Origin of the sequence: Nostoc sp., from assembly GCF_036917575.1 — a bacterium.
In the GTDB taxonomy this organism is placed as follows: Bacteria; Cyanobacteriota; Cyanobacteriia; order Cyanobacteriales; family Nostocaceae; genus Nostoc.
Window position 1 is genome coordinate 70,221 of the sequence record NZ_JBALDC010000027.1, and the last position, 23,098, is coordinate 93,318.

The 23,098-nt window shown below is 41.5% G+C and carries 16 protein-coding genes and 2 pseudogenes; 9 read left to right on the forward strand and 9 right to left on the reverse strand.

The features are described 5' to 3' along the window. The first annotated feature begins 23 nt into the window (after positions 1-23). Together V7K79_RS06460 and V7K79_RS06465 are read left to right on the forward strand one after the other, a co-directional pair. Complete coding sequence (locus V7K79_RS06460; protein WP_335045798.1) at positions 24-1,043, forward strand: aldo/keto reductase; 1,020 nt, start codon at positions 24-26, stop codon at positions 1,041-1,043. 495 nt (positions 1,044-1,538) lie between these two features. After that, complete coding sequence (locus V7K79_RS06465; RefSeq protein WP_335045800.1) at positions 1,539-2,588, forward strand: cyanophycinase; 1,050 nt, start codon at positions 1,539-1,541, stop codon at positions 2,586-2,588. Positions 2,589-2,757: 169 nt separating this feature from the next. Here the strand turns inward: V7K79_RS06465 and V7K79_RS06470 are convergent, their stop codons facing one another. After that, on the reverse strand, positions 2,758-4,893 hold the full coding sequence (locus V7K79_RS06470) for a tetratricopeptide repeat protein (protein WP_335045802.1): 2,136 nt from the start codon (positions 4,891-4,893) through the stop codon (positions 2,758-2,760). 105 nt (positions 4,894-4,998) lie between these two features. On the opposite strand from V7K79_RS06470, the gene V7K79_RS06475 reads away from it, so the two are divergent. From V7K79_RS06475 to V7K79_RS06500, 7 genes and pseudogenes are all read left to right on the forward strand, one after another. After that, positions 4,999-5,715: a rhomboid family intramembrane serine protease gene (locus tag V7K79_RS06475; protein ID WP_335045803.1), complete on the forward strand. Its 717-nt coding sequence runs from the start codon at positions 4,999-5,001 to the stop codon at positions 5,713-5,715. A 272-nt stretch (positions 5,716-5,987) separates the two neighbouring features. Continuing rightward, positions 5,988-8,636, forward strand: coding sequence for a hybrid sensor histidine kinase/response regulator (locus V7K79_RS06480; RefSeq protein ID WP_335045805.1), 2,649 nt, complete (start codon positions 5,988-5,990; stop codon positions 8,634-8,636). A gap of 99 nt (positions 8,637-8,735) precedes the next feature. Next, entirely contained in the window at positions 8,736-8,963 is a 228-nt protein-coding gene (locus V7K79_RS06485; RefSeq protein WP_094347640.1) for an addiction module protein, read from the forward strand. Between the two features lie 23 nt (positions 8,964-8,986). Further along, positions 8,987-9,274 (forward strand): annotated as a pseudogene (locus V7K79_RS06490) (type II toxin-antitoxin system RelE/ParE family toxin); the annotation flags it as partial. Positions 9,275-9,386: 112 nt separating this feature from the next. Continuing rightward, positions 9,387-9,536: pseudogene (locus V7K79_RS29945) on the forward strand (response regulator); the annotation flags it as partial. 267 nt (positions 9,537-9,803) lie between these two features. Further along, on the forward strand, positions 9,804-11,138 hold the full coding sequence (locus tag V7K79_RS06495) for a GTPase family protein (protein WP_335045807.1): 1,335 nt from the start codon (positions 9,804-9,806) through the stop codon (positions 11,136-11,138). A 237-nt stretch (positions 11,139-11,375) separates the two neighbouring features. Continuing rightward, positions 11,376-12,314, forward strand: a complete 939-nt coding sequence (locus tag V7K79_RS06500; RefSeq protein ID WP_335045810.1) for a HEAT repeat domain-containing protein — start codon at positions 11,376-11,378, stop codon at positions 12,312-12,314. A gap of 401 nt (positions 12,315-12,715) precedes the next feature. Here V7K79_RS06500 and V7K79_RS06505 read toward each other — a convergent pair whose 3' ends face one another. The 8 genes from V7K79_RS06505 to V7K79_RS06540 all read right to left on the reverse strand — a co-directional run bounded on the left by V7K79_RS06505 (position 12,716) and on the right by V7K79_RS06540 (position 22,649). Beyond that, on the reverse strand, positions 12,716-13,948 hold the full coding sequence (locus V7K79_RS06505; RefSeq protein WP_335045811.1) for a DUF4336 domain-containing protein: 1,233 nt from the start codon (positions 13,946-13,948) through the stop codon (positions 12,716-12,718). Positions 13,949-14,222: 274 nt separating this feature from the next. Continuing rightward, positions 14,223-14,384 (reverse strand): hypothetical protein, encoded by a 162-nt coding sequence (locus tag V7K79_RS06510; protein WP_335045814.1) that lies wholly within the window; start codon positions 14,382-14,384, stop codon positions 14,223-14,225. Further along, positions 14,381-15,079, reverse strand: a complete 699-nt coding sequence (locus tag V7K79_RS06515; RefSeq protein ID WP_335045816.1) for a glutathione binding-like protein — start codon at positions 15,077-15,079, stop codon at positions 14,381-14,383. Before V7K79_RS06515 ends, V7K79_RS06510 begins: the two co-directional genes overlap by 4 nt. A gap of 115 nt (positions 15,080-15,194) precedes the next feature. Continuing rightward, a complete protein-coding gene (locus V7K79_RS06520; protein ID WP_335045819.1) occupies positions 15,195-15,971 on the reverse strand; it encodes a class I SAM-dependent methyltransferase in 777 nt (258 codons plus the stop codon). A gap of 34 nt (positions 15,972-16,005) precedes the next feature. Further along, on the reverse strand, positions 16,006-16,695 hold the full coding sequence (locus tag V7K79_RS06525) for an SDR family NAD(P)-dependent oxidoreductase (protein ID WP_335045821.1): 690 nt from the start codon (positions 16,693-16,695) through the stop codon (positions 16,006-16,008). A gap of 117 nt (positions 16,696-16,812) precedes the next feature. Continuing rightward, complete coding sequence (lnt, locus tag V7K79_RS06530; protein ID WP_335045822.1) at positions 16,813-18,459, reverse strand: apolipoprotein N-acyltransferase; 1,647 nt, start codon at positions 18,457-18,459, stop codon at positions 16,813-16,815. Next, positions 18,440-21,046: a DNA topoisomerase (ATP-hydrolyzing) subunit A gene (gyrA, locus tag V7K79_RS06535; protein ID WP_335045824.1), complete on the reverse strand. Its 2,607-nt coding sequence runs from the start codon at positions 21,044-21,046 to the stop codon at positions 18,440-18,442. The genes lnt and gyrA overlap by 20 nt, the downstream gene beginning before the upstream one ends. A gap of 889 nt (positions 21,047-21,935) precedes the next feature. Continuing rightward, entirely contained in the window at positions 21,936-22,649 is a 714-nt protein-coding gene (locus tag V7K79_RS06540) for a hypothetical protein (RefSeq protein ID WP_335045826.1), read from the reverse strand. Between the last annotated feature and the right edge of the window lie 449 nt (positions 22,650-23,098).

The window sequence follows — 23,098 nt, forward strand, 5'->3', positions numbered from 1 at the left end:
AACTTTCCACTCCTAACTTGAAAATGAACTTACCCGCAGCTAGTCGTCTCCAATTTACTCCTGATTTGAACATCTGCCGCATATTAAATGGGATGTGGCAAGTCTCTGGCGCACACGGACGGATAAATCCCCAAGTCGCTATTGAGACTATGTTCAAATATGTAGATGCAGGCTTTACCACTTGGGATTTAGCAGATCATTATGGCCCCGCAGAAGATTTTATTGGTGAGTTTCGCTGTCAACTAATTGATACTCGTGGGAAAGATGCTTTATCTCAGGTGCAAGCTTTCACAAAATGGGTACCTCGTCCAGGCAAAATGACGAAAAAACTGGTTGAGGAAAATATTGATATTTCCTTGAGAAGGATGAATGTACAATCGTTAGATTTAATGCAATTTCACTGGTGGGAATATCAGGATAAAAATTACCTGGATGCTCTTAAATATATGGCAGAACTTCAGACTGAGGGTAAAATTAAGCATCTAGGTTTAACTAATTTTGACACGGAAAACTTAAAGATTATTACTGATGCAGGTATCAAAATTGTTTCTAACCAAGTGCAATTTTCCCTTATTGACCGCCGCCCTGAAGTTAATATGGTGGAGTTTTGTCAACAGCATGACATAAAGCTTTTTACTTACGGTACACTATGCGGCGGTTTGTTATCAGAAAACTATGTGGGTAAACCGGAACCGCGAGGATTTGATCTATCTACTGCTAGTTTGAAAAAATATAAAAATATGATCGATGCTTGGGGTGGTTGGCAGTTATTTCAAGAGTTGCTGGCTATCTTAAAAGAAATTGCTAATAAGCATAACGTAAGCATTTCCAACGTAGCAGTGCGTTACATTTTAGATCGGCCAACAGTGGGCGGTGTGATAGTTGGTGCCAAACTTGGGGTATCTGAACATATAGAAGATAACGCCAAAGTATTTAGTTTTAGTTTAGATACAGACGATCGCGATCGCATCAATGCAGTATCTCGTCAATCACGCGATTTGTATCAAGTTATTGGCGATTGCGGCGACGAATATCGGCGCTAATTTCGAGAAAAAGGGGCTTACGAAATTTTAGAGGCGATTTGTGCAGCATTGGCAGAAACCGGGGTAGAAAGTCGGCTGATTGTCACCTGTCGCTATTTGGAGAAAGACACCTTGCCACCTCATCGTCTGCATTTGGAATCTTTGGCAGTAACAACCAATACCTAATCTATTTTAAATTTCATCTGGTCGGAATTAAACACTACAAGCAATGTAGAGATTTTCGCACAGTAACGCAGAGCATTAATGATTACTCTGCGTTATTTTGCGTTAACAAACAGTACAAGACCTGTACGCTGGAAATTCTACCCTATCTAGTGCCACAGTTAAGCTAGTGCGCGTCTAAATTGGATATTTTTCGTCAAGACTGTGATTTGTCATTGATTATTCACAACAACTGATAAATGACTAATGACAAAGGACAAACTTCACGAATAAATAAGCAATTAAAATGTGTCACAGCCTAGCAATAATTGCAGTTTGCTCCAGAAGTTTAGTATGACAAAGGCATTCCCAAGCAAAGCAAGGCGCTTGAAAAGTACAAGAATCAAGTTGTTGAAGATGGGAACCTTCCTAATAACCCGTTTTATTGAAAGCTGGAAACGCTTCTTCCTGGGTGACACTGTTGATATTCGTCCCTCCACCTCTCCTTCCTTTGATGTCCGTCCCTCCTTAGCGGGCCCAGTCCTGAGTTTGGGTGGGGGAGGCCCCGATGTCGATGATGCTATCCAGTGGATGATTAACCAAGTTAGGGGAGGTAGTGACTCCAGCACTAAAGTTAATGTTGTAGTTCTCCGCACTAATGGTAATCACGATTACAATCGGTTAATTTATGCCATGAGAGGCGTAAATTTTGTGGAAACTCTTCTGGTTAGGGATAGACAAGAGGCAAACAAAGTTGAGATTTATGAAAAAATCCGAAATGCTGATGTAGTTTTCTTTGCTGGCGGGGATCAATGTCAATATATCCGCAACTGGAAAGATACTAAGCTTGAGGCTGCTGTTAAGTCAGTTTACCTGAAAGGAGGTGGTGTTGGTGGCACAAGTGCGGGTGCGATGATTCAAAGTGATTGCGTCTATGATGCTTGCGCTTCTTCTGAAAAAGGCATTGAAACTAGAGACGCACTCGAAGATCCCTACCGAGACATTACTTTTACTTACGACTTTTTCAATTGGAGTAATTTGAAGGGAACTATTGTAGATACGCACTTTGACAGGCGAGAAAGAATGGGTCGAATTATGACTTTCATTGCTCGTCAAATTAAGGACGGTGTATCTAGCAGTGTTTTAGGTATAGCGGTTAGTGAAAGTACATCGGTTCTTGTGGATAAAAACGGTTTAGTGAAAGTTATGGGTAGGGGTGCGGTATACTTTGTACTTGGCAATCATCTGCCGGAAGTATGCGAACCGCGAAAGCCTTTGACCTTTTCCAATTACAAAATTTGGAAAGTTCGCAGTGGCGACACCTTCAACTTGAGAAACAGACCAACTTCTGGGTATTATCTCAGGAGTGTCAAAAGGGGACGGATTGATTCAAATCCCTATTGAATGAGGAGCAAAGCTGTTTCATTCCCTAAGCCTTTTAGAGTGTCCTTTGTCAACATAATTCGTAATTCGTAATTGTAATTAGTGGAGCCTTGAACCCACCACTAATTGTAGACCGCTAAATTTTCAATTTAGCAGGGGCTATGACTCCAAGTAATTACGAATTAGTTGCTTAGGGTCTCGTCTGCGGTGGATTGGTGGAATTAGGAAATGGAAGAGTTGGTACAATTACAGGTACAGGCTTTGATTTTTCGCCTTGCAGTTGAATTTGGGCTTGATTGCGAGCATCTATTGCTTGTTGGTAATTAGGCTTATATTTTATTGCTCGATCGTAAGAAGCGATCGCATCTTGAAACCGTTTCAATTTTAATAAAGCATTGCCTCTGCTAAACCAACTTTCGGAATGGTCTGGTTTATAACGAACTGCCTTATTATAAGATGCGATCGCTTCTTCGTATTTCTGCAATATATATTGTGAATTCCCTAAGTTATACCAAAGCTGATAGTCATTTGATTTAATTGTTGCTGCCTTATTATAAAATTTTATTGCTTCTTCATAGCGTTGATTTTGATGCAGTGACCAGCCCAAATTATACCATGCTTGATAGCTTCTTGGGTTGTATTTAATTACTTGATTAAAAGATTCAATCGCGTCTGGATAACGTCGTAAATTCAGCAGTACATTACCTCTAGATAACCAAGCTTGATAATAGTTTGGCTGATATTGTACTGATTTGTCATAAGCTGTAAACGCATCTTGATAGCGTTGTAAATTGACTAATACATTCCCTAAGTTATACCAAGCTTGTTCGTAGTCTGGTTTTAAATCAACGACCTTTTGATAGGCGGCGATCGCTTCTTCATATTGCCGAGAATTTTGCAAAGCTAATCCTTTTTTATACCAAGCTTCATAATTATCTGGTTTGAGAGCAATCGCTTTTTCATAAGACTTAATTGCTTGGTCATATTGGTTTAAATTACTAAAAGCTTCACCTTTAGCATTCCAGACTTCTGAGTTGTCATTATTTAATTCTAAGGCTTTATCAAAAGAGGCGATCGCTTCTTGATATCGCTGTAAATTTCCCAATACAAACCCTCGTCCAATCCAAGCATCTAAATAATCTGGCTGAATTTGAATTGCTTTATCATAAGCTACTAATGCTTCTTTATATTTTCTTAATTTATTTAGCGTTTTGCCTTGACCATTCCAGCCTTTAGCATAATCTGGTCTAAGATTAACGGCTTTTTCATATACTTCTAGGGCATCTTGATAGCGTTGCAAATCAAAAAACGTATTTCCTTGTTTAGATAACTCTATAGCATTATTTGAGTTAATGTAATTCCAAATAAATATTGATGCAACTCCGCCAACAGCAAGAAAAAATATTGTTAGTAAAATTTTATTTAATATACCTTTTTTCGGTTGAGGTTTATTGATATTTTTTGGTGGAGAAGGAGGAGTTAAGGCTATTGTCTGAACAGGTGGTCGTGTTACCTCCTTCAGCGCTTGTAATGCCACAGTTGCGGAAGGATAGCGTTGCCGAAAGTCGTAGCAGACCATTTTATCTAAGAATTGAGCGAATTCTGGTGTTACTGTAGCTTTATCGTGCCAGATAATTTCGTTAGTATCAGCATCTTTTACTATTTCCTCTGCTGATAATCCAGTCAGAGCTTGAATAGCAATTATTCCCGCAGCATAGATATCACTGCTTAATTTTGGCGTACCATGAGCTTGTTCGCCAGGAATATATCCAGGCGTACCAATAGCTACTGTTGCTAGAGTTTGACCTTGGGGAGTAATAACTTGAGTAGCAATTTGTTTCACTGCACCAAAATCAATTAAAATTAATTTGCCATCTGGTTGGCGTCTAAGAATATTGTAGGGATTGACATCACGGTGAATTACATTCTGTTGATGGACAAATTCTAAGATTGTCAAAAGTTCTTGTAAAAGTGAAATAACTTCTTCTTGACTGAGGATTTTACCTGATGTTAATTCTTGACTCAGATTGTGACCTTCGATCAATTCCTGTACAAGATAGAATTCGGCATTTTCTTCAAAGTAAGCTAAAAGTTGAGGAATGCGATCATGAGTTCCTAATTTATACAGAACTTGTGCTTCTGTATCAAATAAACGCCTAGCTGTTTCTAAAGTTACTGGATCGCTTGCCTGGGGTTTGAGTCTCTTAACAACACATAGAGGTGAACCAGGTAATTGGGTATCACAAGCCACAAAAGTTTCACCAAAACCCCCACCTCCCAAGTTACTAATAATTTGGTATCTTCCTACAAGTGTGTTTCCTAGCATCTTGTTTGCCTAATTAAGTGCGATGCGATCTGATTTCAATCTTGCCACAGGTTGGGGGAATGGCGACTGGGAAAGATAAGTACCAATGACAAATGACAAATATATATGATTCCTATTAGTGATAACATTCGTTGTCGAAAAAAACCAATTATTAATTACTGGTTGATTGGCATTAACCTAGCTGTATTTTTATGGGAACTTAAATTAGAGTTTGGCGGTCAATTAAGCTATTTTGTCAATACTTGGGGCGTGATACCAGCGCAGATTAGTGGATCTGTTACCAATGCTCTCTTTTTCAATTCTGCTGCTTGGATAGTTGTCGTTTGGCGGGTATTTACACTATTTTTTGGGGTATTTCTACACGGAAGTTTTAGTCAAATATTAGGAAATCTCCTATTTTTGTGGGTTTTTGGGAAAACTGTCGAAAATCTTCTGGGACACAGACGCTATCTAGAATTTTATCTGGCTGCTGGGGTGGTGACAGGGATAATACAAGTTCTGGCTGAACCAAGTTTGACAGTTCCATTGATTGGGGCAAATGGTGCGATCGCAGCTATTTTAGGAGCTTATGTGATGAAATTTCCTAAAGTTAAAATTGACACTGTTTTGCCGCTAATAATCTTGTATATTCCTATTCAACTTCCAGCCTTTTTCTATATATTTTGGTGGTTTGTGCAACAATTATTTTATGGTATCGGTAGTTTAAATATTCCTCCTGTCGGCGTAAATCAATCGGGTGTTGTCTTCTTAGGGCAATTTGTGGGAATATTAATCGGTATAGCTTTCATCCGATTTAAAAAACAAATTTTCTTTAACTATTGAGTTCTACTGATGTCAAAAAACTCAATTTTGATTTTGATATTTTTAGCATTATTTACCCTACAATCAGTAAAAATCATATATACCTTTTGGCTGAAATTTAGAAACTGTTTATACCTAACAAAGTATATAAATAAGCCAAATGATTACGACGATATCTATATTAATCTTTATCTACCTTTTGATAGATACATTTGATAGTTGAAAAATTCATAGATCGAACTAGGAATACCTACTCTTCAAGTCGATATTATAAAAAATAAGCGGTGTGGAAGATGCAAAATATAGATAAAATTAACTTTAAACTCACTGATGAATTAGCAGTTTTGCGGCAGCGTGTAGCTGAGTTAGAGCAATCAGAAAAATATTATCAACAAAGGCAAACAGCGCTTGAGGAACAATTAAAAAAACTAAAAATAAAGTTGGTAGAAGCAGCAAAAGTTGAAAATCGTCATTTTAAAGTTGCTGATTGGCAGATTGAGAAGGAAAACTCTGTAAATCTCAATTTGTCAACAGATATGACACTACTTTTGCAGCAACTCCAACAAGAAATCGCAGTACGACAGCAGATAGAAGTAGTTCTTAAAGAGACTGAAGAACGGCTGAGACTAGCTCTAGATGTATCCCAAATGGGCTTATGGGATTGGAATATTGTTACTAATCAAGTTATCTGGTCGGAAAATTATGAATTGCTTTTTGGTCTAGTTCCAAGTAGTTTTGACAGCCCTTATGAGACGTTTAAAAAATGCGTTCATCCTGAAGATAGCCAATCTGTAATGCAAGCGATCGCCCACGCTTTCACACAAAAGACTGACTACAATGATGAATTTCGCATAGTTCGCTCAGACCAAAGTACACATTGGATTTCTGCCAAGGGAAAATTTATCTACGACGCTCAAGGGCAAGCGGTGCGAATGATCGGCGTTTGTATGGAAACTACTGTATGTAAGCAGGCAAAAGAAAGTACTCGCGAACTCACAACACAAGTCCAAGAACAGGCAAATATTTTAAATGCCATTCTTACCGCCTCAGTCGATCATATTTACATTTTTAATCGCCAAGGTTGTTATCAGTATGTCAGCCGTGATGGAGCAACTATATTAGGTTTAAATCCTGAAGATATTATCGGTAAAAGTTTGCCAGAAATGGATTTACCCTTAGACTTAATAACGCAGATAGATAATCAACGACAAGCTGTGATGAGAAGTGGCCAGCCGATTAAGGATGAGTGTAAATATGTTACCGCCGATGGGTTGCATTATTATGAATACATCCTCACACCATTAAGAAATTATCACCAAAGTATTGAAGGTGTAATCACTGTTGCTCGCGATATTACCGCACACAAACGAGCAGAAAAATCATTACGTGAAAGCGAAGCGCGATTTCGGCGTTTGTTTGAATCTAACCTGATTGGGGTCGCTTTTTGGACTGTGGATGGTTTCATTATTGATGCCAATGATGCCTTTCTGCAACTAGCTGGCTACACTCGTGAAGAGTTTGCTACTTTAGGTGGAATTAATTGGAGAGAACTTACTCCTGTTGAGTATCAGCATTTAGACGATCGCGCCCTTTTGGAGGTGCAAACCAGTGGAGTTTCCAGAATTTTCGAGAAAGAGTACATTCACCGCAACGGTAAGCGAGTAGCAATTGTTTTGGGGATGGCTTTGCTAAATCACTCCCAAGACAATGGTGTTGCTTTTGTACTCGATATTACCGATCGCAAATTGGCCGAGAAAGAATGCGATCGCTTACTTGAGTGCGAAAAGATAGCACGCCAACAAGCAGAAATCGCTAACAAAGTTAAAAATGAATTTCTGGCGGTTCTCTCCCATGAACTGCGAACCCCACTCAACTCCATTCTCGGATGGTCGAAAATGCTGCGGACTCGCAAGTTTGATGAAAAAACTACTCACCACGCCTTAGAAACCATTGAACGCAATGCTAAGTTACAAACCCAGCTAATTGAAGATTTGTTGGATGTATCGCGCATCCTGCAAGGAAAATTAAACTTGAATATCTGTCCTGTAAACTTGGTAATGGTAGTTGAAGCCGTTTTAGAAACAGTAAAACTAGCAGCACAAGCCAAGTCAATTCAAATTCAAACCGTATTCGATGCCAATTTGGGACAAGTTATGGGCGACTCAAATCGGCTACAACAAGTTGTGTGGAACTTGCTTTCTAATGCGGTAAAATTTACACCAATTGGAGGACGAGTAGAAATTCGACTCATGGAAGCTGATAATCAGGCTCAAATTCAGGTCAGCGATACAGGTAAGGGAATTAGCCTAGACTTTTTGCCTTATGTGTTCGATTACTTTCGTCAAGCTGATGGCACAACTACACGGACATTTGGTGGACTAGGTTTAGGACTAGCGATTGTACGTAAGGTTGTAGAAATGCATGGGGGAAATGTTCAAGCCGAAAGTCTTGGAGAAGGATTGGGTGCAAGCTTCACTGTCGAGTTACCGCTTTTGGTTAGAAGCGAACAGTTTCGGGATGACGAGAATCAGTCTTCAGATTTTCAGCCTGAGTCGTTACTGCTTTCAGACACTCAAGTTTTGGTAGTGGACGACGAACCAGATATCCGCGATTTAGTTAGCTTTATTTTGCAAGACTACGGCGTACAAGTAACTGCCGTATCATCAGCACAGGAAGCACTACAAGCACTATCTGAAGTGATACCAAATGTTTTAATTAGCGATATTGGAATGCCAAAAACAGACGGTTATATGCTGATGCGTGAAGTGCGATCGCGATCGCCAGAGCAAGGAGGAAACGTACCAGCGATCGCTCTAACGGCTTATGCAGGCGAAATGAATCAGCAGCAAGCATTAGCCGCAGGATTTCAAATGCATATCTCCAAACCAGTAGATCCAGATGTATTGGTGCAAGCGCTCATCGATTTGATTCAACCAAGTTAATACTAGATTGGTGCCCGTCGGCTGTCTATCACTTTAGTGTTGTACGATATCTACTGCTTTCCTGCTAGACTCTGAATAGCCCTTATGCTTTCAGAAATTATGGCATCTGTTGAGCAGATTATGAAAGAAGCCTTAACTTTGCCCAGTGCAGCGAGAGCATTGTTGGCAGAAAAGCTGGTTGAAAGTCTTGAATTCGATGTAGACGAAACACTTCAAACACTGTGGACAGATGAAGCCAAGAAGCGTAGAGATGAAGTTCGTAGCGGTGCAGTTTCACCCATTCCTGGAGAGGAAGCGTTAGCTAGAGTAAGACAACTTTTGGAGTAATGAAATAGGTTTTTCATCCAGCAGCATTAACTGAATACGGTGAAGCAGTCAAGTTTTACGCAGAGCGCCGAGTTGAATTAGCACAAGCATTTATTAATGCGGTAGAGGATGCAATTTTCCGAATTATTCAGTCACCGAATCGCTGGGCTGTTGTTGACGAAGACATTCGTCGATGTCTAACGCGCAAATTTCCCTATGGAATTTTATACACCATTGAGGAAGATTATGTTTTGATTTTGGCGGTGATGCACTGTAGCCGCGAACCGGGATACTGGAAAGAGCGTGTTCAAGAGAAACCATCAGATGGATAAAATAAACTTGAAATAAGTAAATTTCTAAATTAGTGAGGCTTGCTACGCAAACTAATTAGCAGGCGATCGCTCCTATTTTACCAACACCAAAAAGTTATCGCCTTAACAACGAGGACGCGTACCAGCGATCGCTCTGACGGCTTATGCAGGCGAAATGAATCAACAGCAAGCATTAGCCGCAGGGTTTCAAATGCATATCTCCAAACCAGTAGATCCAGATGTATTGGTGCAAGCGCTCATTGATTTGATTCAAACAAGCTGATATATAGCAGGAGGCAGGAGGCAGAGGGCAGTTCTTGCTGGAGGTAAAACTATTGCTAACATCTAGCATTCACCGTTTCCAAATGTCCTAACCTGTGTGACTACGGCTATAAATAAGCTTTTTAGAGGTTTTCCATAACTTTAGTTTTGCATTATTAATATTGTCAGCCCTCAAAACGCGATCGCTCAGGAACACTACTAAAGGTACTAGTTATCCCTTTGAGAATCGCTATAAAATCACAAAAGGGTCTTCTAGGTTTGGATGAAAATGACTGAGCAACGTGATGCTGACTTACCATCAACTGATTCTCAGCAATTGAGCGAACCGATCGACAAAACGATTACTAAGTCGGTTGATAATTCCTGGACAAATCAGATTACTGGTGTTTGGAACAAAGCAACAACACGTCTAACGCAAATCTTACCCGTAGAACAACTGGCACAGACAGTTCTCGAATGGTTTAGTGTGAGCGATACTCAGGTTGCGGAGATTTTAGAGAAAATCCGAGCCGAACTGCCAACCACAGAAGCGCTCTTAATTGGTAAACCCCAAGCCGGAAAAAGTTCCATTGTCCGAGGATTGACGGGAGTTTCTGCTGAAATTGTCGGTCAAGGATTTCGCCCACACACGCAACACACCCAGCGCTACGCCTATCCTTCCAATGACCTGCCGTTACTGATTTTTACTGACACAGTAGGGCTGGGTGATGTCAAACAAGATACTCAAAAAATTATTCAGGAGTTAGTTGGCGATTTACAACAGGAAACTCGTTCCGCCAGAATCCTGCTTTTGACGGTTAAAATAAATGATTTTGCAACTGAGACGCTACGACAAATTGCTCAACAACTGCGTCAGAAGTATCCAGACATTCCCTGTCTGCTGGTAGTTACCTGCTTGCACGAAGTTTATCCTGCTGATACCGTCGATCATCCTATTTATCCGCCAGATTATCAGGAAGTCAACCGCGCATTTGTTGCCATGCAACAAGCTTTCGCAAAAATAACAGATCGCTCTGTACTCATTGACTTTACCTTAGAAGAAGATGGCTACACTCCGGTATTTTATGGCTTAGAAGCGCTACGAGATTCCTTAGCAGAACTACTCCCGCAAGCAGAAGCACAGGCGATTTATCAACTTTTGGATCGAGAAGAATCTGGGAAGCAACTTGGCAACCTTTACCGAGATGCTGCCCGCCGTTACATTTTGCCATTTGCGATTATGTCTGCCACCCTCGCTGCTGTACCTCTGCCATTTACCACAATGCCTGTACTCACTGCCTTGCAAGTATCAATGGTGGGTCTATTGGGTAAATTATATGGGCAAACAGTTACGCCATCTCAGGCGGGAGGAGTTGTCAGTGCGATCGCAGGTGGTTTTCTAGCACAGGCAATTGCGCGGGAGTTAATTAAATTTATCCCAGGTATTGGTAGTGCGATCGCCGCCTCTTGGGCAGCCGCCTACACTTGGGCACTAGGGGAAGCAGCCTGTGTTTACTTTGGCGATTTAATGGGAGGTAAGAAACCCGATCAACAGAAAATTCAGTTAGTGATGCAAGAAGCATTTAAAGCGGCGCAAGAACGGTTTAAGAAAATCGAACGTTAGGGGTAGTTGTTGGGGTTTTCAACAAGTGAATAAAAAGTCGCACATCGCGTTACATACTGCGATCGCATCCATAGCAATCCCACTACTTAATGATCGCTCTTCATTTAGTCTAAAATCCAATTATTAACAATTCACACTTAAAAAGTGAGGAATGCGCTTTGACAAATTCTAATTCCCTACTTTTATGGTAAATGCTTTAAGTTCATCAAAACAGAGCGCCTGGGTGTAGGATGGTATATGCCAAAATCACAAAAACTAGAAGAAACTTTATCTATCCTTGCCCAAATTCGACAGCATCCGACAAGTGAAGAAAAGATCATAATTTTACGCCAAGGGCTTAAGAGTAAATATTCTATAGTTGTTGCTCAAGCAGCCAAGATAGTCGGCGAATCCACTATCACTGAGTTGGTTGCTGATCTTGTAGAAGCTTTTGCTCGAATGATGGTCAAACCCACACAAGTAGACCAAAATTGTCTTGCCAAGAGAGAGATAGCACAAACACTGTATTACTTAGAATACAGCAATGAAAACCTTTTTCTGCAAGGGATTCGCCATGTTCAGATGGAGCCAGTATGGGAAGGACTTGAAGATACTGCTGCCCATCTTCGGGGTATATGTGCTTTAGGTCTGGTGAGAATGAACTACTCAAATGTAATGAACGAATTAGCCGATCTACTAACTGACCCTAAACCAGAAGCAAGAGTTGCTGCTGCAAAAGCGATCGCCTACACAGGAAATCCCCAAGGTGTACCTTTACTTCGTTTGAAAACCCGTATAGGCGATCAAGCACCAGAGGTGATTTCGGAGTGCTTCAGTGCTTTGTTACAACTAGCTCCAACTGATTCACTTGCTTTGGTTGCTGGTTTTCTTTTTGACCCAAAGGAAGAAATCTGTGAGTTAGCAGCATTGACGTTGGGTGAATCACGATTAGAGGAAGCATTTGATCTTCTCAGAAATTGCTGGGAGCAAACAAGGAACGTAGAACTTCGCCGCACATTGTTACTAGCAATTGGGATACTGCGACAAGATAAAGCAATAGATTTTCTAATTTCACTAGTGGCTCAAGCAAAAGACATCGATGCAAAAGATGCGGTTGCAGCGTTAGCTATTTATCGAGAAGACCGTGAACTGTGGCAGCGAGTTGATCGAGCTAGTGAACAAAGAGCTAATCAATAGGGACTTTAAAAGCACCGAGGATGTAGGGAACTGCGAAAGTCTTAGCTGATAGCAACTACTTATTTTAGGCGCAGTTCAAAATCTGTCTTCTACCGTGCAATATAAAACTGCCCTGGATGCAAGCCAGAGCAGTTTTTGATAGAAGTAAATTATATAGGGGACAATTAATGTTGTCTCCAGTTTAGCCATAGTAAATACTGTTATATAATACTATTCACCTCAATTTTCGTACTTTACGCAAAAAACGAATAATCTTGAAGTTGGCATTACAAAGGTTAAAAGCAAGCATTAGCCAGCGTAACTCCAGTTATATTCTACGGTGGATATAGCCCTACGTAATCTATTTGTGAACAATTAGTAAGGGCGCACAGCTATTAAAGAAGAACACTATATTGTTTTTCTTACACCTTCTCTTTTGCTGCTGGCACAATGCCAAACTTATTTAAACCTGCATCGATTTCTCTAAGTGTCTTAAAATCCTCCTCTGGTAAAGCATAGCTGCTAGTACTTAACAAACCCCCACTAACAACAGGCTGCTTTTCTAAAAAAGAGAAAGCTTGGCGAAACTGATGCGCTTGGGCTTTAATTGGTGAATCAAAGTGGCAGGGAATTATCCACTCAAAGTCCCAACTTGCAACTTTATCAGCCCAGTCAATGGTTTCCCTTGGTGCGCGGTTGAGAATCAACGTTTGTAAAATTGGTGCGACAAACAAACGTCCATTCCCTCGCAGAGCATCAAACGATCGCTGCCAATCTAGATGCCATTTAAAGGGATATAATCCAAAATAAGCTTTTCTTGAGCGTTCTGGGGCTTTCAAGGAGTCTTGTAACACCTGACCCCATCGGCGTATATCTAATGCGCTTGGTTGGAAGTACAAAGCAAACAGACAGATGCGCTGCCAACCCTTACGGCGATTTATCTGATTATCTACAACAATATCAGAAGCGTAATCCTTGGCATGGAATAATAAAGGATATGGATCTAACAGAACGATCGCAGGTGGATCTTCTGGAAGCGAAAGCACAGAATCTGTAACTAAAAGAGTATGCGATCGCTTGTGGAAAAAAGCAACTTCCGCAAACCTACCAGGGCCAAGACCGATGGGGCCTAGCATTGCATAATCAAATTCATTAGCAAAAGGTGTTTTGCTGCTATCTTCTGGAAGTACTTGAGTTCGTTTTGGGGGTAAGCCAAGCCAGCTAAGGGGGAGATTTAGCGGGAAACTCCACTGATGCGGAGCCACAAACACTTGTGCAGTCGGAAAATATCTAGCAAAGGGACCAACGAAAACTTTGTGTTCTATAGCAGAGATAGTTGGCAGAATGATGTACAAAATATTGCCATATTTTGTCACCAACTCATTCACAAGTCTGATACACTCTGGAGTTGGGGCAACAGGCGCATAGACGAGAAGACCCCCGGTTTCCAGCTTAATAACAGTCATGCGAATCGGTACAACGACGTAGAAAATGCCTTGAATCTGGTCAAAATTCCAGATTGTGTCCTTAATCACTTCTTGACGAATTGTCTGCCGCCTACCATAAGGGTAGAGTGGCACAACAGGCCATAATCCCCAAGAAAAATCCTTTGGATAAATCTGTTGTGTATTGACTATGCCTTCATCATCAGCCACTCTACAACCCCCTTCAAATTCCTAATACTCAAATAAATTGTTTTTATTTGCTCTCCACGAAGTTGAAGTTTAGCAAATTGTTGAAATGATAATACTATTTTGTAATTCGTAATACCCGCCAAAGGTAAGAAGTAAGCTACGTAGTTAGTAATTCATAATTAATAAGAATTAGATTGATCGGGATTTTCAGCTTTGAATCTGTAGGTTTTTTTTGCAAATTGTATAACCTAGCTTTTAACGAAACTAATAATATAGGACTTACGCAAAATATCTCTCAAACTCTGATTTCTCCATGCCGCGCCAGTTGCTTTAAGTCTCTTAACCGCAAGGGCGCACTGGCTTCTCTGTGCCTCGGCGGTTCGTTATTTCGTAACTTGTGCGTAAGTCCTACTAAATTAGCGATCGCCACAGTGAGAAAACAATTTAAAAGGCTCAAGGCTGAATAGTCTTCGCCGACTGGTTAAATAACAAATTTCGTAACTTATCTGGATCGAGCGCTTCAGTTTTGAATGTTTCTGCTTTTTCGTAGGCGCTAATTGTTGCTGGACGCGCTTTAATTGTCTCAAACCAGCGCTTGAGATGAGGAAAATTCTCTAGATTTTGACTTTGGAGTTCATGGGGCACTATCCAGGGATAAGCAGCAATATCAGCAATGGAATAATCGCCAGCTATAAATTCTTTATCTGCTAGTTGCTTATTCAGTATTGCATACAAGCGTCCTGTTTCATTCACATAGCGGTTAATGGCATATTCAATCTTTTCAGGAGCATAGACGCTAAAGTGATGATTTTGTCCCGCCATTGGCCCTAGCCCTGCCATTTGCCAAAATAACCATTGTAAAACTTGAGTGCGATTACGTAAATCTTGGGGGATTAATTTCCCGGTTTTTTCTGCCAAATATAATAAGATTGCACCAGACTCAAATACCGAAATTGGCGCACCTCCATCTGCTGGCTCGTGGTCAACGATCGCAGGCATACGGTTGTTAGGAGAAATCTTCAGAAATTCCGGCTTAAATTGATCTCCAGCCCCAATATTCACAGGAATTATGGTGTATGGTAAGCCAACTTCTTCCAAGAAAATTGTGATTTTATGACCGTTTGGAGTTGCCCAATAGTAAAGTTCAATCATGGTTCTTTTCCTAAAATTGCGCGATTGTTTTGTAGGTTAATAGTGTGTTACAGACATTTCTTATCTTAATTACGAATTACGTAGCTTGCTTCTCACTTTTGGCGAGTATTACGAATTAGGAATTAGATTGCGGTGATTTTGCGATCGCAGCCCAAACTCTATGATGAACCTGAAGAATTGGTGGAGAATATCTTGTTTCAAGCAATGTTGCCAATTCCTGGTCAAATACTTCTACTTTTTCTGGTGTCAAGCTGCCTCCCACACCAGCACTCGCCCGAACTCGTCCTCGCCAGTCTTCGTGTGAATAAGATACAAATACATCATAAGAAAATGTGCGGATTTCTCGAAAACCTCCTTCGCCAATATCTTGTAACCACTGGGGATACAATCCGTTACCGCCGCCTAGATTCCATGCGGAATTATGAGCCTCGATTAGTTGTTCTGTTGCTTCAACTACATTACCTTTTAAGGGTATCCAATCAAAATGTGCAATCGCCAGCGAGCCATTTCTTCTCAATATCCGAGTAATTTCCTGGACAGCACGCCGACGATCAAACCAATGCCAACACTGTCCTGCTGTCACCACATCTGCACTAGTGTCTGGTAACTCTGTATTTTCGGCAGTTGCGACTCGATAATCTACTTTCAGTTGGGCAGATTCACTTAACAGTCTCGCTTGTTCTAAAAGTGAGGCTGATGGATCTATAGCAATTACATAAGCACCTCTATCGGCAAAGCCGCGCGCTAGTGTTCCTGTTCCTGTGCCGAGATCAACAATATTTTGCCCTGGTAAACCTATGCCATATTCAGACAGTTTGTTAAATAATGAATTGGGAAAGCCAGCCCGATGTTTTGCATAATCAGTAGCAGTTGCACCAAAATCAATTTTCATACTTGCAAAACTATTTTTGTAACAATTGTTTAGGCTAGAAGTTCTCTACCCAAGGACGTAGTTCTACTTCATAAGTCCAAGCACTGCGGGGTTGGCGGAGAATGCTGAGATAAGTTTGAGCGATCGCATCCGGGTCAAGAGTACTATCAGGATTATCTACTGGATCTTGGCGGTCTGCGGAGCGGATTCCACCATCAATTATAAAATGCGCTACATGGATATTTTTTGGTGCTAATTCTCTAGCAATACTCTGAGCCAAACCGCGTAGTGCAAATTTACCCATTGCAAAGGGAGCAGACAGAGCATAACCCTTAACACTGGCTGAGGCTCCAGTAAAAAATATCGCACCGCTACCCTGCTGTAAAAACCTTTTGGTAGCAGCTTGAGCCACAAGAAAGCCACCAAAAGCAGTGATATCTAGGGTTTTTGCCACTTCACCAGGGTCTAGATCGACAAGAGGCCCCCGCACCCGGAAACTGGGATTGTAAACGACAATATTCGGGGAACCGACTTTATTATCAACATCAATAAATAACTGTTCTACTTCATCTAGCTTTGAGACATCAGCAGCGAAACTAACCGCCCCAATTTCATTGCTCAATTGAGTCAGTTTTTCAATTTGGCGAGCCGCTAAAGCTATGGTAAATCCTTCTTTAGCAAATAGGCGAGCTAAAGAAGCACTCAGTCCATTACCTGCACCGATGATTAAAGCTGTTGTTGCCATAAATTCAGTTCTCCTTGTGAGTACAAACCATTAACAGGGTGTTTGAAAAGTTATGAGAGGTCAGATTTCATGCCACCAAAGACTCAATAGGCTAGGAATTGCCCAAATATACTGGATTTATTTGATACCACGAATTATCAGCCAAGCTCCTCCAGAGGAGATCAATAACAACGGTGTTAACCAATCACCCCAACGCACATATAAAGTCTGTGTCTGTCGTCGATAAATTGTTTCAGCATGAGTTTCGTAGGTATTGTATCCAGACATCCATAAAGTTTTGCCATGAGGATCTACAAAAGCTGAATATCCGGTATTAGTTGCTCGTGCTGACCAGCGATCAATTTCAATTGCCCGCATGATATCCTGTGCATGATGCTGGAATGGCATGGATGCAGTGTAATGAGCATCGTTAGAAGAACTGAGAATAAATTGCCCACCCGCCGCCGCTTGACGGCGAAATTGTTCGGGAAAAGCAGATTCATAACATATACTAGCGATCGCCCGGCCAAAAGGAGTGTCAAATATCTGATTTGCTGAACCAGCAACTTGGTGTGCATCCAAAGGCGACAAGCGTTGAACTAGTTTGCCTAAAATTCCTTCAAAGGGAATATATTCTCCCAAAGGTACTAATTTAGCTTTGTCGTAGCGGCTGACAATCTCACCTTTAGTATTGAAAGTAAACAAACTAATTGTATAACTGTCTCCCCGTTCGCCAAAAGCCCCAATCCAAGCAACTACGCCTTTTTCTTTCACGGCTGCAACTAAGGCCGTTAAGAGCAAATTACGTTGGAAAATAGGTAAGGCTCCTTCTGGGGTGAGGACTGCATCTACACCTTGATTTGCTAAAGTTATATACCCACTGGTGTAATTTTCTTGAGCGCGACGAAACCCTTCGGAACTTCGTAAAAGTCGGTTCGGGATATTACCCTGAACAATCCCCACTTTTAAGGCTGCTTCTGGAGGTTGGACGATGGGACGGCTGTATAAGAAAAAACCGATGAGGTGTAAACTAATTAATAATCCTGTGGCAGTCGCTAAGTATTTATTAACGAACCGCAGAGGCGCAAAGAAGCCAGTGCGCCCTTGCGGTTCCCCGACTTGTTCGCTTTTAGCGTTCCCGTAGGGTAGCAACTGGCGCGATACAGAGGAAATCTTGGTGTCTTGGCGGTTTATATATGCTTCAGCAATAAAACCATTAACAGCAGCGATCGCTGCTGTTACAGTATTAGGGCCAGAGAGTTGACCAAGGTGTACAATTACGAGATTGTGCGGGCTTTGTGTGTAAGCAAGAGAACTCCACCACAAAGGCCCCGCACTCCACAGGCTCTCTAAGCCGCACCAGACAGATGTACCAATCAATACACGTAGCCACGGTTTTTGTCCGCTCAAGCGAACCATTACAGCTGCCCAAATAGTAAGGAATATCCCTCCCAATACAGTGATAAATCCCCAGCAAAAAAGGGTGATTGCCAAACTTGGCAACCAAGGAACGCCCAACCATGTCATCGGATGAATTCCGGTAATCCACCATAGGGCGACACCGTGATAACCGATACCCCAGAAGAAAGCAGGAGGGAATTGGTTTTTACCTTTGGCTGAAGAGATAACTAGCACCCATAAAGGGACTATGGCAATCCAAGCCAAGAACCATGCGCCGACAGGGGCGACGGTTAGCCCCATTAAAATGCCGCTACTTAAGGCAATCAAGTAAGGGAGTAAGGCGGTTAACCTCTCCCCCTGCTTTTTATTCAGCTTCTTCTGCATCGCCAGCATCAGGTGGAACTATTGCCACTCCAGTAATGGCGTCGTCTTCGTCTAAACGCTGTACTCTGACTCCAGTTGCCGATCGCGATTGGATAGAAATCGCATTCACCGCTTGACGGATGATGATACCGCGATTTGTCACCATCATGATTTCATCAGCATCATTGTTGACAATGCGTAGGGTTGCCAATTTGTCTTTAGTTTTGCGGTTTTTGAACTTGGTAGCCATTAAACCCTGACCAGCACGGTTTTGCAGGCGGAATTGGGCAACGGGCACGCGCTTACCATATCCTCCCATTGTAATTACCAACACCCAAGGGCCAACAATGCCACTGCTAGGCGCTTCTGCGGACTCCTCATTAGTTTCGGTAATTTCGATATCTTCTGTTTCGATTGTTTCGATATCTTCATTTTCAGCTTCTATAACTGTATCCAAAGTTTCCAGAATTGCTGCGGGGAGAATATCCATACCCACCAGTTCATCTTTATTTTTGAGTTTCATCGCTTTTACCCCACGAGTCGCCCTACTTAAAGGACGCAGTTGTTCGTGGTTGCACCGGAAGTGAATCGCCATCCCGTGACGAGAACCAATAATTACACTGTCCTCGACTCTAGCACGTCGCACCCAGCGCAGTTGATCGCCTTCTTCTAAGGAAATGGCAATCAAACCATTGGCGCGAATGTGACTAAAGGCTGCCAATTCGGTTTTCTTGATATTGCCACCTTTGGTGAGCATGACCAGATATTCTTCGTTGCTAAATTCGTCAACCGGGACAATCGAGGTAATTTTTTCCTCTTTGGGAATCGGTAGCATCTGGACGATTGGTGTCCCGCGACTGGTACGCGAACTCGCTGGAATTTGATAAGCTCTCAGGCAATAAACAACACCACGCTCACTAAAGAATAAAATACTGTCGTGATCGCAGCAAGTCAAAAAATGCTCAATAGTATCATCATCTTTAACCTTGGCTGCGGCTTTGCCTCTGGTAGCACGGCTTTGGGCTTCAAAGGTGTTAACTGGCATCCGTTTGATGTAGCCTTGTTCTGTCACCAGAATTATCGCTTTTTCATTGGCAATGAGGTCGCGGTCATCTAATTCCCCTTCCCCTGGTAAAATTACCGTGCGGCGGGGTGTGGCGAAGTTAGTTTTCAGTTGTGTAACTTCAGTTTCAATGATTTCTAGCACTCTCTCCCGACGTGCCAAAATATCTTGCAAGTCGGTAATTTTCGCTTGTAATTCTTCGTGTTCCAGACGAATTTTGTCTGCTTCTAAAGCAGTCAAGCGCCGCAATTGCATTTGCAAAATCGCATCTGCTTGCACTTCTGAGAGTCCGTAAGTTGTGATTAATTCACCTTTAGCTGTGGGTGCATCGGGAGCATGACGAATTAAGACAATAATTGGATCTAGATGAGACAGAGCAATTAATAATCCTTGGAGAAGATGGTCGCGTTCTTCGGCTTTCCGCAGTTCGTAGCGGGTGCGTCTGGCAATGGATTCGATACGGAAATCCAAGAAGACGGTTAAGAACTGCTTGAGGGTGAGTACTTGGGGTTCGCTATTCACCAACGCCAGCATATTAGCGCCGAAGTTGGCTTGCAGTGGCGTTTGCTTGTAGAGATTGTTCAGCACGACGCGGGGATAAGCATCACGCTTGAGTTCGATGACAACTCGCATCCCGTCGCGATCGCTTTCATCTCGGATATCTGCAATCCCCTCTAAACGCTTTTCGTTCACCATTTCGGCGATTTTTTCAATCAGCGCCGCTTTGTTGGTTTGATAGGGCAATTCAGTAATGATAATTGCTTCTCTATCTGGGCGTCCCCGTTGTTCAACGGTTTCAATGTTAGCGACACCACGCATGGTAATGGAACCACGCCCTGTAGTATAAGCTTCTCGAATGGCAGATGTTCCTAAAATCTGCGCCCCAGTCGGAAAGTCTGGGCCGTGGACATACTGCATTAATTCGATGTCGGTGATTTCGGGATTGTGGATTACAGCCACCAAAGCATCAATTAATTCCCCCAAGTTGTGCGGCGGAATGTTGGTGGCCATGCCCACAGCAATTCCAGAGGAACCGTTGAGCAATAACTGCGGAATTCTTGCTGGTAAAACTGTGGGTTCTTGCTGGGAACCGTCGAAGTTATCGGCAAAGTCTACGGTTTCATACTCAATGTCGTGGAGTAGACCAGCACTAGTTAAAGCTTGCAAGCGGCATTCTGTGTACCGCATGGCGGCTGGCGGATCGTTGTCTACCGAACCAAAGTTACCATGCCCGTTAACTAATGGCGATCGCATGGAAAAATCTTGCGCCATCCGCACCAAGGCGTCATATACTGCCGTGTCGCCGTGGGGGTGATATTTACCCAATACTTCACCCACCACACGGGCGCATTTCTTAAAGGGGCGATCGTGGAGCAGACCTAGCTCGTGCATTGCGTAGAGAATGCGGCGATGCACAGGTTTTAGACCATCCCTGGCATCTGGCAACGCCCGACCCACTATCACGCTCATGGCGTATTCCAGATAAGACTGCGACATTTCGGTTCGCAAGTCTATCGGGATAATCCTCTCCTGTGAGGTTGTCATAACCTAAAAATCTCCAAAAATCGTAGATTTTAGCTTTTTTACTCAACAAAGCGCAAAATTATTCTAAATTACTCTTGAATAATTGCTATAATTTGATACAATTCTAGCATATTCATTGCTTTTTTTGTCTGGATAACTAACCAAAGTATTCAATAAATAAATAGTATAATAATTTACAATAAAAAACTCTTGACTAGTTAACGAGAGCGATGAACTAAAAGCTTGTTGAATACAAATTTACCTAACTTGAAATATGACGAGGTAAAATTTAAGATATAAATCTAAATTTATTTTATAAGCTCTTACTTTTATAACCTTTATTTACTAAAAATTCTGAGGATCTGATGACTTTCCGACAACTACAAATAGGTGACTACTTTCGGATACCTAGTATGAGTTCCGGTTGCGTATATAGAAAGGCTAGTAGTTCACATTGCAGTTTAAATGCTTCTCATATTACAACTAATTCGAGCAGAAACAAAAGTTACACCACTTACTCACGCAGAAATTACTAACTATTTTACGCTCAAGCAAGAGTTCCTTCAAAGTCTCAGACAATAAAGGTTTTACATTTTGTTTAATACTCAAGCACAGCTTTGTTTTGGGCTGTTTTGGTAAAAGTTAAACCTACATTTCTTTTTGACATAGGTATTAAGATATTCTACATCTTAATACTTAAAAAGCTAGGCAATCAGAGTGAAATTGCTAGTATTGAGAGTAATATCAGGATTCCCTAAACGAGCAAACTCAAACACTGTTCCTGTACCCGAAACATTGCCATCCTGGTTATAGAATAAGCTGCCACTACTTTGACTAAATATAATACGCGCATTATTAGCGTTGACGAATTTATCATCAGTGACAACTGCAAAGTCAGTTAAAGCTTGTCCTACAGTACTTGACGAATTCCAACATAATAATTCCCCGATGCTCCCAAGGTTGCACTAATTTGACCGTTTTGACCGGAACTACCAGCATAAGTAGAGTAAAGTTGTTCTCCACTCTCAATCAATCCATCATTGTTGCTATCGTAATAAATAGCTGCATCGACATAGTTTTGAGTCACTCCACTCAACAGCAAACTAATATTACTTGTGCTGCTTAGGGAGAATTTGTAGTAATCAACTGTGTCTACATTCCCGACAAATTCTTTGAAACTTTTAGTACCAGTCAGATTGCCAATATTATAAGCAGTGCTGAGTGTGCTACCAGGATCTGAGGCAATGGAAGGAGGTGCAGATGTCGCTGATAACTGTAGGGAATAGTTGGAGTTAACGTTGTTGGAGTCTTGACGAATTCCAACATAATAATTCCCCGATGCTCCCAAGGTTGCACTAATTTGACCGTTTTGACCGGAACTACCAGCATAAGTAGAGTAAAGTTGTTCTCCACTCTCAATCAATCCATCATTGTTGCTATCGTAATAAATAGCTGCATCGACATAGTTTTGAGTCACTCCACTCAACAGCAAACTAATATTACTTGTGCTTGTTAGGGAGAATTTGTAGTAATCAACTGGATTTGTATTCCCGATAGCATCATTGTAGTTAAAAAATGTGAGAACACCAATCTTTTGAGCAGTCCTTAATGTACTTCCTGGCATATTTTTCCTTTTGTGAAATTTGGACAAGCATTCTTAAAGATTGAATATCAGAATCCGGTTTGATTTTTGAAAAAGACTACGACAGAATATGGGGATCAACTTCACTCGTTGAACCCATCAAAACTATAAAGTGAGCAGGTGCAACTGCATTGATACTGTTACTACACTGACGATTTAGTAATCCTACTGATAAATTAGATTAAGTATACAGACATTGGAGCTATAAAAGTTAATTGGAATAATAATTTAGCACCTAATGATTTTAGGTAATTGACTAAAATTACCAGCTTATCACTGCGATCGCAATGTTGTGGTAGTAGCATGAATGTATTGTGTACCAAAGACGGTATCGAACAAATTCTAAAAGTTTTCTAAATTAGAAAAAGCGCCCAGTTGTTTATATATCAGCGTAAAGACGGTTTTGAGGAAAATATTCATAAAATATTAGG